This is a genomic window from Ruminococcus sp. 8Y-12 (genome assembly GCF_058119865.1).
The window spans coordinates 3,194,869-3,211,837 of the sequence record NZ_CM176623.1; the positions used below are offsets into that span (position 1 = coordinate 3,194,869).

Sequence of the window (16,969 nt, forward strand, 5' to 3'; positions counted from 1 at the left end):
GAGTTCATGGAAGTAAAGGATTTTACAAAGGCAGAGTATTATACTAACCGGGAGATCAGCTGGCTTGGATTTGACAAGAGAGTGCTCAGTGAGGCCAGGGATAAATCCCTTCCTCTGTTCGAGCGGCTGAAGTTTTTGAGTATTACCTCATCGAACCTGGATGAGTTCTTTATGGTGCGCGTGGCTTCTTTAAAGGACATGGTCCATGCCAAATATACCAAGAAGGATATTGCGGGCCTGACAGCATCCCAGCAGCTGGAGCTGATACTGAAGGAGGCGCACGACCTGGTGAGCCTGCAGTATTCCACCTACAACCGGTCCCTGCTGCCCGCATTAAAGCAGAGAGGACTTAAACTGGTCACAGAACACGAGAAGCTCACCAAGGAGCAGAAGGCATATGTGGATCAGTATTTTGAGGACAATATCTATCCGGTGCTGACCCCCATGGCAGTGGACTCCTCCCGTCCATTTCCGCTGATCCGCAACAAGTCTCTGAACATAGGGGCTCTGATCTCGGAGAAAGGGGAGGAACAGGAGTTTGACTTTGCAACCGTACAGGTTCCCTCCGTGCTTCCGAGAGTCGTGCCGCTTCCGGAAGGCAGGGATGGTGAGCGCAGGGCAATCCTTTTGGAGGAGGTCATTGAACGGAATATCGGTAAGCTGTTCCTGAATTATGATGTAATTTGTGCACATCCCTACCGAATTATGCGTAACGCGGATCTGACCATTGATGAGGATGAGGCGGAAGATCTGTTAAAGGAGATCCAGAAGCAGCTGAAAAAGCGCCAGTGGGGGGAGGTCATCCGGCTGGAGATTCAGGATACCATGGACGAGCGGCTTTTGAAGATTCTGAAAAAGGAATTTTCCATCAAAGATACTGACATTTTTAAGATCAATGGGCCCCTGGATCTGACCTTTCTGATGAAGATGTACGGAATGGAGGGATTTGAGGACTGCAAATACCAGCCTTACCAGCCGCAGCCGGTTCCCGCCATGAACACAGAGGAGGATCTCTTCACCCAGATACGAAGGGGAGATATTCTGCTCCACCACCCGTATATGACCTTTGATCCTGTAGTCAACTTTGTCAAACAGGCTGCAAAAGACCCCAATGTGCTTGCCATCAAGCAGACACTTTACCGGGTAAGCGGCAATTCCCCGATTATCGCAGCCCTGGCCCAGGCCGCAGAGAACGGAAAGCAGGTCTCTGTGCTGGTGGAGCTAAAAGCACGTTTTGATGAGGAGAACAATATTATATGGGCAAAAATGCTTGAGAAAGCGGGATGCCATGTGATCTATGGTCTGGTGGGCCTTAAGACCCACAGCAAGATCACGCTGGTGGTGCGCAGGGAGGAGGACGGAATCCGGCGTTATGTGCATCTGGGCACCGGAAACTACAATGACTCCACTGCAAAGCTGTACACTGACTGTGGGCTTTTGACCTGCTCAGAACCCATTGGCGAGGATGCAACGGCTGTGTTCAATATGCTTTCCGGGTACTCAGAGCCAAAGAACTGGAATAAACTGGTGGTGGCGCCCATCTGGCTGAGAAACCGTTTCCTGCGTCTGATTGGGAGGGAGACGAAAAATGCGCTGGAGGGCAAGGAAGCCCGCATTATCGCGAAGATGAACTCCCTGTGCGATAAGGATATCATAGCTGCGCTGTATGAAGCCTCGGCGGCCGGTGTGAAGATAGAGCTCATTGTAAGGGGAATCTGCTGCCTGAAAGTAGGGATTCCGGGAGTGAGCGACAATATATTCGTGCGCTCAATAGTGGGAAACTTCCTGGAGCATGCCAGGATCTTCTACTTCTGCAACGGAGGCCAGGAGGAGATTTACATGGGAAGCGCGGACTGGATGCCCAGAAACCTGGACCGCAGGGTGGAGATTCTTTTCCCGGTGGAGAGCGAGGAGTTAAAGAGAGAGGTGTGCCATATTTTAGATATCCAGCTGGAGGACAACGTAAAAGCACATATTCTGCAGCCGGACGGAAACTATGAGAAGATTGATAAACGTGGAAAAGTACTCATTAACTCTCAGGAGTATTTCTGTCAGGAGGCGTTAGAGCGGGGGAAGCAGATATCTGATCCGGTGGCTGACCGGGTGTTTATACCAGCAGAGCCTTTGGAGGATATCGAAAAGTAGTAAGGTGATATTGAACTGTGAAAAAAGGGGCGGTTAAACGTGAACCGCCCCCATTTCATAAGCCCCTCCGCGTTCAGAGCGCAGACCTCCTTTCTGATTTTTCAGCTTTTTTCAATATCCATAACGCATATCCGAGAGAAATAATGCATAATACAATGGAGGAGATGATACTGATTATTTGCGTTCTTTGAACAGAAAAGATAGCTAGTGAATTTATAATGCCATGTGTAATGATACACGGCAAAAGGTAATACTTGAAACAAAAATGGCCAACTTTATATTGTCCCTGCACATCGCTTTGAAAAGAAAACCTCGGAAGATAACTTCCTCAATAAATCCTACACAAAGCATATTCAGAATAAATAGAACGGTTTCCAAAGCAGAGACATTTATTGTTACGCCATTCCACAAATTAACGCTCATAATCAAAACAAGCGGAATAAAGTATAGATAATTTTTGGGGCTGCCCATGAGAGAACATAATCCGTATTGTTCTGATAAGTCATGCTTTTTAATAAAACCGAAAATAAGCAGAGCAAATACTATACTCACAGGTGCGGTGATTATCTTTTCAAAGCCAAGCGAAGAGGAAAAGCTGTCAGCAGCACTAAGTAAAACAACATAGGCAATTATCCACATCAAAGAAAAGTTCAATTTATTTTTCTTATATAAACCATACACTTTATAGTCCTCCTTTTAACGAATATAGCGTACCATCAAATATCAAATCTAAATCCGATAAAATGGATTCTTCATCGTATTCCATATTGTTGTTTGCGAACATACTGGCATATCCATGAGCAAACAAAAATAAGGATTTGAAGACAACTCGCGCTTGCTCAATGGGGATATTTCTTGTTTTTGCTATGACAGCAAAAATGGGTTCGGCTTCTTCGGCACTTGTCAAATCAGAAACACTTTTTCCCGAAAATTCATTAGTTTGAAACAGAAACCGAAATAGGTGCTTTTCTTTTGCTCCAAATCGGATATACTGCAGCCCGATACTTTTCCCTCTATTGTTTTGAAATGATACATAACAGGTTGAGTGGAGCAATTTCCATGTCTCGCCTTGCACGAAAAAACACCGTCCATTATCTCCAATGGCGGCGTTTTGTTGTAGGTTTGCCCTAGACAAGAACCTTTAAGGAATCTAAAGCATAAATTTTTCTATAATCTCTGCCACTCCGTCGTGATTATTATCGTTTTTGGTTACATAGTCGGCAATATCTTTCACACAATTTTCTGCATTTGCCATGGCAGCGGAAACGGCAGCGGCACGGAGCATGGAAATGTCATTTTCAGCGTCCCCGGCGGCAATTGTGTTGCTGTGGGGGATACCCAGATAGCTGCAGAGAAAGTCCATAGCAGCTCCTTTGGAGATTCCGGGCGCAATGTGTTCCAGATAATCCACACTTGAAAAGACACGATCCAGCTTTCCGTGGGCCCACTGGTCAGTTGCCTCCGAAAAGCGTACCAGTTTCTCATGGTCATCCAGGTCAATGACAATCATCTTTACGGGTTCCTCGCGAAGATGGTCGAGGAGGTCTGGGTCCACAAGGTATGGCATTTTTGTGCGGGCCACATAAGTCTTCAATTCCCTGTTCTCAGACAAAGCCAGAAGTTGTCGGCTGTCGTAGGTCTGGCAGTGAAGTCCCCACTCTGAAGCGCACTCGAAGATATGGCGCACATATGGAAGGGGTATGGTTTTTCGGTATAAGGACTTTTGGCGGTAAAGATCATAGATTTCACCGCCGTTATAGGCTATGGCGAAACAGCCCTCCTGGGTAAGGCCCAGCTCTTTCGCGATTGCTGCAGCACTGGTTAAGGGGCGTCCGGTGGAGATGACCACCTTGTGTCCACACATGAGAGCCCTGTGGATTGCCTGTTGATTTTCAGGGGTAAATTCTTTATCGTCGTTTAAAAGGGTTCCGTCCAGATCCAAAAAAAGTACTTTTGTCTTGCGTTCCCGTTCCATCAGCTCCTCCAGGGCTTCATCGCTCTCACAGACCCACACATCCTCTTCCTTGGGAGTAAGACCCAGAAATTCCCTCAGTGTACAGGTCTCGTCACTGAAACTCCACCTGTCTGTCTCATCAAAGATCTCGTCAAAGTCAATTTCCCCGTTCATAAAACGTTCTCTGAATGTCATATAATCCTCCTATTTTGCAGAACGAAGCTCTTCCAATATTTCGTAGGGGATCTTTAAGTTTCCCTTTCCGCATCCCAGATCAATGTCCGGCTTGTTGCTGCCGTGAAAGTCGGAACCGCCTGATATGAGCAGTCCGTTTGCGGCTGCCAGGCGGCGGACCAAGTCTTCCTCCTCCTGTGTATAGGTGGAGTAGAGGGCTTCGATGCCGATCAGCCCTGCCTGCTTGAGTTCTGTGATAAGAATCTGCAGCTCTTCCCCGGAGAGGTGATACAGCATGGGGTGGGCCAGAACAGGGATTCCATTGAAGCGGTGTATCAAGCGTACAGCCTGTACGGGAGTCACCTTTTCCCTGGGTACAAAACAGGGGGCATCGTCTGCTAAATAGAGCGAAAAGGCATCCTTCATTTCCGGAACATACCCCTGGTCTGTGAGATAACGGGCGAAATGGGCCCTGGTCCACACCGCGGCGCCGAAGCGCTCCTCCATGGCTTCCCAGGTTATGTCGATCCCCTCCTCCTGCATGCGCTTGATCATTTTTCGGTTCCTAATGTTTCTGGAATCCTGAAAGCGGAACAGCTCTGTCTGAAACTCCTGATCCTTAAAGTCAAAATCCAGCCCTACGATATGCACGTCCCTTCCCAGATATTCGGTAGAAAATTCAATTCCGGAGATGAGTTCCACATCTGCTCTGCGCGCTGCGTCAGCGGCTTCGGGAAGTCCGGCTATGGTATCGTGGTCAGTTAGGGCAAAGGCAGCCAGGCCCTTTTGACGGGCATGGTCAACCAGCTGAGAGGGGGTATAAGTTCCGTCGGAACAGTTGGAATGTACGTGTAAATCAATGTATTTCATCTTTTTGCCTTTCTTGTTTCAATCCACGCTCGGTAATTTAACAAAGTACGACCACATCTTTCGATGCGTTGATTGACTTCATGTCAGTGTGGGATACCTCACGTATTCTTGTTGAAGCACCTGTGCCCGAAAGCACAGATGAGAATAATTGTTTTGTCGTAAAAGCGCAAACTTGTTAATTGGTTACGTTTTGTCAAATATAGTATACTAATATCTGCGGATAGTTTCAAGTGGTATCTTTTTCAGCGGGGCTGCTGATTTCTCTGAGCAGTAAATGCTCAGATCTGAGTGAACAGTAACCTCTGACCACCGGGGGTGGCAAAACGGAAACGCCTGTGATAGAATAAGAGAAGCAATTGTAAGGAGAAGAAGACAATGCAGATATACAGTGATGAATTTTTGATAGAGCAGGGCATCAGTCCGAAGCTGGCAGGGGAGGTCAGAAAATTCAGGGAGTCCTATCAGGTGGAAGAGAAGGTGAAAAACAGGCTGGCTTGCCCTGAGATGCCGTTTTTTGGCAAAGAGATTCTGGAGATGGGGATTGTATCCATTTTACAGGGGGAAAATCTTCTGCTCTGCGGCTCCAAAGCCACAGGGAAGAATATTCTGGCGGAAAACCTGGCCTGTATTTTTGGAAGGCCCCTGTACAATATATCTTTTCATGTAAATACGGACAGCAGCACCCTGATCGGGACAGATACCTTTCAGGACAATGAGGTGAAACTGCGCAAAGGACCTGTTTACCAGTGCGCATACTACGGCGGATTTGGTGTTCTCGATGAGATCAACATGGCAAAGAATGACGCAGTATCCGTGCTGCACGCCACCTTAGATTACCGGAAGGTGATTGATGTACCGGGATATGACAGGATCGAGCTGCACCCCGCATGCCGTTTTATTGGAACCATGAACTACGGGTATGCCGGCACGAAGGAGCTAAATGAAGCATTGGTGTCCAGGTTTCTGGTTATCAATATGCCGCCTTTGACGGAGGAGCTGCTGGTTCAGATTCTCCAGGCCTCCTTCCCCGACGCAAAAGCTGGGGCAATGGAGCAGTTTGCGGGCTTGTTTCTGGATATGCAGACAAAAGCCCTGAATGGTGAGATTTCCACAAAGGCCATGGACCTGCGGGGAATGCTGGCAGCTCTGAAGGTCATGCGGGGAGGCCTTGCGCCCCTGCCCGCTGTGACTATGGGGATAACGAATAAGAGCTTTGATCTGTTTGAGCGGGAGATGATAGAGGATATTGTGGCAACCCGAATCCCCTCCTCCTGGACAAGTCAAGATGTTTTTTAGAGGTGATTAATGTGGAAGAATACGAGCAGGCGGAGATGGAAAACAGGGTCCGGAATCTGATGTGGACCGTGAGCGGAGATTACAATCTGGATACAAAGCTGGACACAGGGGCTTTTACCAAGTCCAAATACATTTCCATATATGATGCCATTAAGCAGGGGGCGTTTGCCAGGTTTTTTGATAAGGATCTGTTTGGGATGTATCTGATGAAAAAAGTCTTTCTGGGAGCGGAGGAGTCATCCCTTTCAGCCATAGGACAGCTCTGTGTGGACAGTGCGGTTTTTCGGAAAGTGTCAAGAGAGCGTCCAGGTGTGCCGGAAATAAGGAGAAAGGCCTTTGAGGATATTTTGGACTTTGACTTTGGGAAGATGACGGCGTCTCTGCCGGGGCAGGTAAAACTTATGCTGCTGCGCGGTTATCTGACAGGCCGTCTGGAGGGAGAGAGGCGTCTTTTGGATGTTGCCCTCAGGATCAGGAGTCTGGAGGAGTCTGGTGATACCATGGATCTGATCCGCACAGTGGATGAGATCTACAATGCAGTTCTGGACAAAACCTTCGAAAAAAAGAAGGGCACTCTGGATCAGGTGATGTCAGTCTCTGCACAGCAGCTCAAACAATTTGACTGGCAGGACTATTTGAACGAGGAGATGCAGCAGGATCAAATGGAAAGGTATATGAACCAGCTGCTAAGTACCATGTCGAATCTCTCCGAGGAGGAGGAAAAGCCAAAGGGCAGCGGAGGGGCAGTCTATCTCACCCAGGAGGCGGTGGATAAGATGTACTCCTACATTGAGCTAAATTACGGCACGTCTTATCTTAGCCCTCTGGAGCAAAAAAGGCTGAATCATAAAGTGTGCAGGGGAGCCCATGCGGACTGCAGCCTTTATTTTACGGATGGGATTCTTGCGGGAATGGTTAAGGTAAACTCACAGTCTGAGTACGCCCGAAAGACAAAGGAGATCAATCAGCGCGTATTCAGGCAGAACCAGAGGATGACCAGAAGAAATATTGAAATGCTCTCAGATATCCTGAAGCGGGCTTTGATGCTGCGCTCCCAGCAGGAGTCCTGCGCTGCAGAGAATGGACAGGTGGTGCCTGCAAAACTTTGGAATGTGGGTAGAACCGGAAACAAAATGCTCTTTGAAAAAGTGATTAAAAGAGACAGTTCCGATTTTGTGGTGGACGTGCTTATAGACGCCAGCGGCTCCCAGCGCTTAAGGCAGAGCCAGGTGGCGCTCCAGGCGTATATTATCAGCGAGGCTCTGAGCAATGTGGGTATTCCCCACAGGGTGATGGGATTTTGTACTTTTTGGGATTATACGGTGATGCGCCGGTTTAGGGAATACGATGAAGGGCGTGAGGCGAATGACAGGATTTTTGAATTTTACGGCTCATCCAACAACCGGGACGGGCTGGCTGTGCGCGCTGCTGCCCTGTCTTTGCAGGAGAGAGGCGAGGAGCACAAGATTCTCATAGTGCTAAGCGACGGGAGGCCAAATGACATCATTGTCAACAGGCCGAATAGCAAAAATCCCGCTCCTTATTTTGGGGATTATGCGGTGCGGGATACGGCCTATGAAGTGCGAAAGCTGAGAAATGCCGGTATAGCGGTGCTGGGTGTATTCGCGGGGGAGGAACAGGACCTGTACGCAGAGCGCAGGATATTTGGAAAGGACTTCGCCTATATCAGGGATATCGCCAATTTTTCGCATGTGGTTGGGCGATATCTAAAAAAACAGGTGTCGGATGAGTAAATTTCCCCGGCTTGGATAAACGCTGAAGAATAGATCATAATATATAATAAGAGCCATTAGTTTTATTCTTTCATGAAATAAAGCTAATGGCTCTTATTAAAATCATTTTCCATTGGAGTTTACCTTTCTGGTGGTCCATACCTTCCTTTCTGTAATATTATGAGGTAAATCTTTAAGTCTTCGGTGGTCCGTCCTCCTTTTGATTTCTTTTTATTTGATGTGTTAAGTATACTAAAAAGTGTGCAATATGTCAAGATATAAATTGATAAAATAAGTTAAAAATATATATAAACAAATTATAAAGATGAAATTATTGAAATAGACAGAAAACAATTTTACTGGCTGAAAGGTTGACAGGGAGAATGGAATAGAGTAATATATACATATACCCCCTATGGGTATATAGATTGCGCAAAATAGGGGAAAGGAGAACAGTCTTATGACAAAAGAAATTTATTTGATCAATGGAATGACCTGCGCTTCCTGCAGCAGTGCAGTGGAGCGTGTTACCAGGAAAATGGATGGAGTGATCCGCAGCGAGGTCAATCTGGCAACCAATAAGATGACCATAGAGTACGATGAGACAAAGGTCACGCCGGAGTCTATCATAGAGAGAGTGGACCGGGCGGGATTTGAGGCAAAACCGTTTGTGGAGGCAAAGCCCCAGGACAAAGAGGAGAAGGAGGAGGCGCTCCACGTGATGAGGAGGCGACTCATTGTGAGTATCTGCTTTGCGGTTCCTCTTTTGTATATTTCTATGGGGCATATGCTGCCCTTTCACCTTCCGCTTCCTGCTTTTTTGGGAATGCATACCAGCCCAATGAACCATGCGCTGGCACAGATGATTTTAACCATTGTGGTGTTAATCTGCGGAAGAAAATTTTACATTGTAGGGTTTAAAACACTGTTCAAAGGGCATCCGAATATGGATTCTCTGGTGGCAATTGGTACGGGCAGCGCTTTCCTCTACAGCCTTGTGAATACGTTCCTGATTTTATCAGACCACATGTATGTGGAGAATCTCTACTATGAGTCTGCGGCAGTGGTAGTCACGCTTGTGATGCTGGGGAAGTACATGGAGGCGAGAAGCAAGGGAAAAACTTCAGAGGCAATACAGAAGCTGATGGAACTGGCTCCGGATACAGCTTTGCTGGTGGAGAACGGACAGGAGAGGGAAGTGAGAGCTTCGGATGTGAAAAAAGGGGATGTGCTTCTCATCAGGCCTGGCAGCCGGATTCCACTGGATGGCACTGTAGTGAAGGGAAACAGCAGTGTGGATGAGTCCATGCTCACCGGGGAGAGTATTCCCGTGGAAAAAGAAGCAGGGGACGAAGTGATTGGGGGAAGCATGAACTATAACGGCGCAATGCAGATCCAGGTAACCCATACGGGAAGTGACACCACACTGGCTAAGATTATTCAGTTAATGGAGGAGGCCCAAGGGAAAAAAGCTCCGATCTCCAAACTGGCGGACACGGTGGCAGGGTATTTTGTCCCTGCTGTGATTGCCATTGCGGTGGTGGCTGCCCTGATCTGGGCCCTGACGGGGCATGACCTGGCGTTTGTGCTCACTGTATTTGTGTCTGTACTTGTGATTGCGTGTCCCTGCGCCCTGGGCTTGGCTACGCCCACGGCAATCATGGTGGGAACGGGACTGGGAGCCGGGAACGGTATCTTGATCAAGAGCGGCGAGGCGCTGGAGACGACACACCTGATCGATGCTGTGGTGCTGGATAAGACGGGGACGGTCACAGAGGGCAGGCCCAGGGTGGTCCAGATTGTGAGCAGGGGTATGAAGGAGGAGGAACTGCTGGCTTTGGCCGCCTCCTGTGAGGTATCCTCAGAGCATCCTTTGGCTGCCGCTATAGTGGAGGAGGCCAGGGAGAGGGGACTTTCCTTACAGGAAACGGAGGAATTTGAGAGTATCACCGGAAAGGGAATCCGGGCCCGGCTGAGGGGACAGGAGATCTTTATCGGAAATGAGCGGATGGTTCAGGAGATGGATACAGATCTGGGGGATCTGAAAGAGTACGCGGATGAAATAGCGGACAAAGGGCAGACGCCTATGTTCATCTTGACGGACAGGAAACCAGAAGGTATCATAAGTGTAGCGGACACGGTTAAGCCAACTAGTAAAAAGGCGATCGAGGCTATCCGAAAGCAAGGTATCAAGGTCTATATGCTGACCGGAGACAACAGGCGCACTGCTGAGTATATCGGAAAGCAGGTGCAAGTGGATGAAGTGATTGCGGAAGTGCTGCCCGGGGACAAAGCCCAGGTGGTGAAATCCTTGCAGGAAGATGGGAACAAGGTGATGATGGTGGGAGACGGCATCAACGATGCACCTGCTTTGGCGCAGGCTGACATCGGCACAGCCATCGGAAGCGGCAGTGACATTGCCATGGAATCCAGTGACATTGTGCTTATGAAATCTGATTTGCAGGACGTTTCTAAGGCCATTCATCTGAGCCGTGCTACGATACGAAACATTAAGGAAAACCTTTTCTGGGCATTTATATTCAACAGTCTGGGAATCCCTGTGGCTGCAGGCGTACTCTATGCCTTTGGTGGACCGCTGTTAAACCCCATGATTGCCGGTCTGGCGATGTCCTTTAGCTCTGTCTTTGTGGTGAGCAATGCCCTGCGCCTGAAGAGGCTGAAACTGTAGGGACATTTTAGAAAGTGGGAAATGTATGCGAGGAGGATGAATATGAGTGATAACTGCTGTGAGAAACACAAACACAGGGAGAGTGAAGAATATAAGAGTCTAATGAGCCGGTTAAACCGCATTGAGGGACAGATACGGGGGATTAAAGGCATGGTGGAGGAGGAACGCTACTGCGTGGATATCTTAAACCAGGTGGCTGCCGTTCAGTCTGCCCTCAATGGATTTAATAAAGTGCTTCTGGCAAACCATATCCACACCTGCGTGGTGGAGGATATCCGTGCCGGGAGAGAGGAAGCAGTGGATGAACTGTGTGAAACAATCAAAAAAATCATGAAATAGGAGGAAAAGAAGATGACTGTACTGAAAGTGGAAGAGATGCACTGTGAGAAGTGTGTGGAGCGTATCAGCAAAGCTTTTGATAAGGCTGGCCTTACCTATGAGGTGAGTCTGGCGGACAAAACCGTGTCCGTGGATGGATGCGACAGCTGTGTGTCAAAGGCGAAAGAGATTCTGGAAGATTTGGGGTTTTAAAAAGGAACCAAAAGTACCCAGCGAAAGCGAGTTAACAATATCCAAAAATTTTATACATTTTCCATAAAATATCGGTAGTTCCCTCCTTCCTTTCCCGATAAAATACTGATTAAATGGGAGAGTTTGCGAAAAGCCTGTCGCTCCCAATTTAGTATAAAAAAGAAAGGATGGAAAAGAATGAAGAAGAAAAAACAATTAGGAAAACGTCTCTTGTCGGCATTCTTGAGTACAGGTATGGTCCTCTCCATGATGCCCACTACCCTGAGCTTTGCTGCAGATACCGGAATTACGATTTACGCAGCTGCTTATCAATATGCTGACACTCTCCAGGAAACCAGCCTCCCTGAAACCATTTCGGTGGGTGACAGAGAACAGACGGTATCCTGGGCCTTGCGAAGCTCCAAGTTTGCGGTTCCCTACGAGACCGTAGAGATCACCGGAACAATAGCAAACGGAGACACGGTAACTGCCAAAGTGGAGGTCCTTCCGGATGCCGCCAATCCCCTGGTCTATTTCGTAGACGCAGGACGGGACGGCGAAGAATCCAAAGCCTACGAAGCGGTAAAGACGCTCAGCAGCGATACCCTCAAAAACGCTGTGGCCGATCAGGTTTATGACACAGGCAGCGGCTGGGGGAAAAGCTCCTCGAATTTCAGTTTAAAAAGCGTCGGCAGCCTGGACGCCACGGACAAATATCAGACGGGCTATTACAGCGACAGCAAGACGTCCAGCCTGGAATACACCTTTTATCTGGACTCCGGAACCTATACGCTGGACGCCGGTTTTTATGAATGGTGGAACAATCGCAGCATGAAGATCAACGTTTCCGGTGAACAGACTGAGTCTGTCACGTCCGAGGCAGCCGCCGTTTCCGGCATCGGTAGCAGGGACAAGGAGCGGCTTACCTTCACGGTCAGGGAGGGCAGCAATGTAACCATGAAGATCCAGAATGCCACCGGTGGAGAGGCTCCTGTGATCAGCTGGTTTGCTGTGGCCAAGGGCACCATAACCTCTCCGGAATACGAGGCGGAGAAGGAGATTGTGATCAAGGGAGCGGATGTGGATACCGCCGCCCAGAATAAAAATGGACTGACCTGGAAAGGCTACGGCGTACTCAGCGGAAACAGCACCAGCGACCTGCTGATGGATTACAAGACCGAATCCCCGAAAGCTTATCAGGAATTACTTGAGACGCTCTTTGGCGGGGAGTATCCGCTGATGACCCACGTAAAAATCGAGATGGGGAATGACGGCAACAACTCCACCGGAGCTGACTCCTGCACCATGCGCTTTGAGGATGAAGAGGCGGACGCCTCCAGAAGTCCCGGATTCCAACTTGCAGCCGATGCAAAAACCATTAACCCGGATGTGAAGGTCAGCTTCCTGCGCTGGGAGATGCCTGTCTGGGTTCAGAGCAAATGGAACAGTGACAGGACCGGAGCCGGATACGAGGCCGTGTACAAATGGTACAAGGAAACTATTTTTGATGCTTATGAAAAATACGGCTATGTGGTGGACTATGTAAGCCCTGACAAGAATGAGACGACCTCTCCGGATTCCGGTTTTATCAAATGGTTCCGCCAGCGGGTTTCCAATGAGACCGACTTCCCCTCCTATATGGGGGCAGACTCTCAGGAGGCTTACCACAATATCAAGATTATCGCCTCTGATGAGAATACTTCTCTGGAAATTGTTCCTGCCATGAAAGGCGATATTGATCTCTACAACGCCGTGGACGCCATTGGATTTCATTATTCCACCGGAACCGCCGGCACCACCGGCGATTACCGCAACATGGCGGACAAGGATGATAAAGAAGTATGGTACAGCGAAGGCTGCGCCACCTTCAGCTACACCGAGTATCAGGAAAATAAAAACTTTGAGGAATACGGAGCCGGGTCCATCGGCGGATACCAGAGTCCTCTGGCTCTGGCTGACAATGTGATCGCCAGCTTTATCTATTCCCGCAAGAGCCATTATATCTTCCAGCCTGCCATCGGTTCCTTCTATGAGGGCGCGCAGTATGACCACAAAGAGCTGGTCAGCGCCAGAGATCCCTGGTCTGGTTACATACATTATGATCCGGCTATCTATATGATGGAGCATTTTACGAAGTTTGCAAAGACCGGCTGGGAAAATGAGGACAATACCGCCGGCATCTGGCGCATGATCGCAAACGCCAGCGGAAATACCTCCGGAAACCGGGGTGATCTGGGCCACATTACCAATGAAAACGGAAATCCAAGCTACCTGACTCTGGCTGCGCCGGATAAATCCGCTTTCTCCGTTGTGATCGTTAACAACAGCGCAAAGACTTTGCCCTTCGCCATCAAAGCGGAGGATATGAATCTCAAAGCAGGCACTCCCGCAGAGGTATGGGAAACCAAGACTGACAGCTATCTGCAGTATGCAGGGGAGGCTGACTACAAAGACGGCTACTACACCGTAGTTGTGGAGCCTTACTCCATGGTGACGGTAACCACACTGGACTGCAATGGCAAGGAAGAGTACATTCGCCGTCTGCCGGAGTCCGGTGAGAAGACCGTGCTGGACACCAACGCAGACGGTTCCGCATTGGATTCCTCAGACAACACCCTTTATGCCGATGACTTCGCGTATGCAGACTATGACGAAGACTATCTGGCAAGCCGTGGAAACGAACCGCGCTACGCCGTTGATTTCACAGGCGCTTTCACTGTGGTGGACGGAGCCTTAAAACAAGTGCTGAGCACATCCGTAGGTCAGTGGAACAATAATGAGCCAAACACAGTAATCGGTGATTTCCGCTGGATGAACTACAAGGCCGGTGTGGATGCGGTGCCAGCCGCAGACAGCTACGCGGGACTGGCCATCCGCCAGCAGACCGGCATGGGCTTTGAGGGCAGCGGTTACAACCTGCGTATCACAGCAAACGGAAACTGGACCTTGAAGAAACGCAGCTCCACCGTTGCCACCGGAAAGGTGGGCGCAAGCGGCGACGGATCCTACCGTCTGGAGCTGGAAGGCCGCGGATGCTTTATCACCGCCTGGGTGAACGGCAAGACCGTAGCCACCTACTGTGACTCCACACCGGAGTATTTCGGACGAATTCGTCTGGGCTGCGGATGGGCCGAGACTTCCTTTGACAACGTGAAAGTAGAAAAGATCAAGGAATATGAGCCTTACGCTCTCTCCCTCACCGACAATGCAGACGATGTCCTCTCTTATGAAGGCTCCTGGAAAATTATTGCCGGGGCAGGCGGCGGAAACAACGATTGGTACCGCTCCACCAGCACCAGCTCTACAGCCGGAGATTCGGTTGCTTTCCCGGTGACGGGAGGCGGATTTGCCCTGGTGGGCGTCAATGACGGCTCTGCTATCCTGGATATTACCGTGGACGGCGAACCGGTTGCCACAGGTGTAAAGACCATATCAAGCAGCAACCACTGCGCCACCTATCTGCAGTATGGCCTGGAGGATGGCACCCATGAAGTGACCGTTACCCTCAAGTCCGGAACTCTGGTACTGGATGCCGTGATGGCGCTTCCTTACAGCACACTCAGCAGCCAGGATCGAATCATCGGCGTAGAAAGCCTCTACGGGGCAATCTCTGAGGACGGGGAAGCAAGCCTTCCGGAGACGGCTACATTGATTAAGGCAGACGGCTCCACTTCTGACGAAAATGTCATCTGGGATATCAGCGCATTTACCGGAACGGCTTACGCCACTTCCTTAGCAGCCGGGGTAACCGAGACCACAAAGACTCCTGTCAGTGCAACCGTGGAAGTCATTCCTTCTTCTGAGAAAGAGCTAATTTACTTTATCGATGCCAGCCGGGATGTGGGAAAGGCTTCTCTGGCTTATGACCTGATCTCAGCTCTGTCCGGCGATACCTTGAGAAATGCCGTGGCTGACCAGGAGTACGATGCGGCAACCGGATGGGGACGCTCCTCGGCAAACGGCGTCTTCTGTGAGAAGAGTACCGATAAGGTGGACGTAAATGACAAATATCAGACTGGATGGTACAGCAATGCCAAGACCACGCCTCTGGAATACCAGCTTTATCTGGAGCCAGGCACTTATGAATTGACTGCCGGATTCTGCGAGTGGTGGAGCAACCGCAGCATGAAGATTGCAGTCAGCGGAAGCAGTCTGGAGTCTTCCGTGGCTTCCTCCCCCATCGCAGTCAGCGGCAAGGGCGACAACAAATCAGGAACAGTAACCTTTACGGTGAATACAGCCGGTACGGTAACTATGCAGATCCAGAATGCCACCGGAGGCGAAGCCCCTGTCATCAGCTGGTTTGCCGTGGCAAAGATGCACGACAATAAGGTAGACAAAACCGCCCTGTCTGAGCTGATTACCACCATTGAATCCATGATGGCGCACATAGACAAGGGGCAATACACTGCTGCCAGCTATCAGACTTTGGAGAAAGCCCTGGCTTACGCCAAGCTTGTCCTGGACGATGAGACCGCGGTGCAAACTGCCGTGAATGACGCATCTACCGAACTGGGCGCTGCCTGGAATGGTTTGGTCGAGAAGCCGGACACGGACAAGACAGCTCTTAAAACAGCCATTGCAAATTACAGAAATATTACGGCTGCCGGCTATACCGCAGAAAGCTACAAGGCCTTTGCAGCCGCCCTCAAAGCCGCCCAGGATCTTCTGGAAGATGAGAACGCTACTCAGGAACGGATTAACGCTGCTTTGGATACCCTGAATAAGGCATACGATGCTCTGAAGAAAGCAGACGGAACCACACCAAAGCCAGCGCCGAACCCGGACCCAGGCGATACCAAACCAGAACCAAGGCCGATTACGCAGGCCACTTACAAGGGTGTCGTCTATAAGATCCTGAATGCCTCCAAAAAGACGGCAGCAGTGGTGAAGGGAACCAATGCGAAAGCCACATCCATAACCATCCCTTCAACCGTGAAGATAGGCGGTGTAAGTTACAAAGTGGTACAGATCGGAAACAAGGCATTCCGAAATAATACGAAACTGAAAAAAGTCATCATTGGAAAGAATGTTACTACCATTGGAAAACAGAGTTTCTATAACTGTAAGAAGTTGTCTAGGATCATTGTGAAGGGCAAAACAATCAAGAGTATCAAAACCGGTGCATTCAAGAAGACAGCCGGCAAGATCACCGTAACCGTGCCCAAGAAGATGACCCCCAAGAAACGCAGCAGCCTAAAGAAACAGCTGCGCAAAGCAGGCATCAGTAAGAACGTAAAAATCAAATAGAAGTCATAAAAGGAACGCTTTCAGGAATAAGATCTGAGAGCGTTCTTCTTTTCGTTCGTGTTAAAATACACCTTTTTGGTATGAATTTGAAAAAAAGGCTTGCTTTTTGCGTTCAATTGCGATAAAATAAAACCAATAAGATCAGTAGGAATTGAATATTGGGCAAACCTATCGAAAGATAGGGACGCAAAGCCAAAGGGTCTAAACCAATGAGGGTATGACAGCCGGTTGCACTTAAATGGATAATGTAATTCCATTTTCGTTTTACTTTGATACTCTCACTTTGTCTATTTTTAGGCGGGCGGGAGTTTTTTAATCCCTCTTTCACTGATCTTCTTACGGAAGGGA

11 protein-coding genes and 1 riboswitch are annotated in these 16,969 nt (G+C 49.1%); of the genes, 7 read left to right on the forward strand and 4 right to left on the reverse strand.

The window, feature by feature from the left end; all coding sequences use genetic code 11:
- The first annotated feature begins 6 nt into the window (after nt 1-6).
- Entirely contained in the window at nt 7-2,145 is a 2,139-nt protein-coding gene (locus tag AC0THY_RS12380; RefSeq protein ID WP_489990909.1) for an RNA degradosome polyphosphate kinase, read from the forward strand.
- Nucleotides 2,146-2,358: 213 nt separating this feature from the next.
- Here AC0THY_RS12380 and AC0THY_RS12385 read toward each other — a convergent pair whose 3' ends face one another.
- The 4 genes from AC0THY_RS12385 to AC0THY_RS12400 all read right to left on the reverse strand — a co-directional run bounded on the left by AC0THY_RS12385 (nt 2,359) and on the right by AC0THY_RS12400 (nt 5,143).
- Complete coding sequence (locus AC0THY_RS12385) at nt 2,359-2,826, reverse strand: CPBP family glutamic-type intramembrane protease (protein WP_489990910.1); 468 nt, start codon at nt 2,824-2,826, stop codon at nt 2,359-2,361.
- Nucleotide 2,827: 1 nt separating this feature from the next.
- Nucleotides 2,828-3,220: a hypothetical protein gene (locus AC0THY_RS12390; RefSeq protein WP_489990911.1), complete on the reverse strand. Its 393-nt coding sequence runs from the start codon at nt 3,218-3,220 to the stop codon at nt 2,828-2,830.
- A 75-nt stretch (nt 3,221-3,295) separates the two neighbouring features.
- Entirely contained in the window at nt 3,296-4,294 is a 999-nt protein-coding gene (locus AC0THY_RS12395; RefSeq protein WP_489990912.1) for a Cof-type HAD-IIB family hydrolase, read from the reverse strand.
- 9 nt (nt 4,295-4,303) lie between these two features.
- Nucleotides 4,304-5,143: a PHP domain-containing protein gene (locus AC0THY_RS12400; protein ID WP_489990913.1), complete on the reverse strand. Its 840-nt coding sequence runs from the start codon at nt 5,141-5,143 to the stop codon at nt 4,304-4,306.
- Between the two features lie 375 nt (nt 5,144-5,518).
- Between AC0THY_RS12400 and AC0THY_RS12405 the strand changes: the two genes are divergently transcribed.
- The 6 genes from AC0THY_RS12405 (at nt 5,519) to AC0THY_RS12430 (ending at nt 16,621) form a co-directional block, all read left to right on the forward strand.
- On the forward strand, nt 5,519-6,439 hold the full coding sequence (locus AC0THY_RS12405; protein WP_489990914.1) for an AAA family ATPase: 921 nt from the start codon (nt 5,519-5,521) through the stop codon (nt 6,437-6,439).
- Nucleotides 6,440-6,450: 11 nt separating this feature from the next.
- Nucleotides 6,451-8,193, forward strand: coding sequence for a cobaltochelatase CobT-related protein (locus AC0THY_RS12410; protein WP_489990915.1), 1,743 nt, complete (start codon nt 6,451-6,453; stop codon nt 8,191-8,193).
- A gap of 439 nt (nt 8,194-8,632) precedes the next feature.
- A complete protein-coding gene (locus AC0THY_RS12415) occupies nt 8,633-10,861 on the forward strand; it encodes a heavy metal translocating P-type ATPase (protein WP_489990916.1) in 2,229 nt (742 codons plus the stop codon).
- 42 nt (nt 10,862-10,903) lie between these two features.
- On the forward strand, nt 10,904-11,200 hold the full coding sequence (locus AC0THY_RS12420; RefSeq protein WP_489990917.1) for a metal-sensing transcriptional repressor: 297 nt from the start codon (nt 10,904-10,906) through the stop codon (nt 11,198-11,200).
- A gap of 12 nt (nt 11,201-11,212) precedes the next feature.
- Nucleotides 11,213-11,392, forward strand: coding sequence for a heavy-metal-associated domain-containing protein (locus tag AC0THY_RS12425; RefSeq protein ID WP_489990918.1), 180 nt, complete (start codon nt 11,213-11,215; stop codon nt 11,390-11,392).
- A gap of 177 nt (nt 11,393-11,569) precedes the next feature.
- On the forward strand, nt 11,570-16,621 hold the full coding sequence (locus tag AC0THY_RS12430) for a leucine-rich repeat protein (protein WP_489990919.1): 5,052 nt from the start codon (nt 11,570-11,572) through the stop codon (nt 16,619-16,621).
- A 151-nt stretch (nt 16,622-16,772) separates the two neighbouring features.
- A riboswitch (cyclic di-GMP riboswitch) is annotated at nt 16,773-16,857 on the forward strand.
- Nucleotides 16,858-16,969 lie beyond the last annotated feature (112 nt).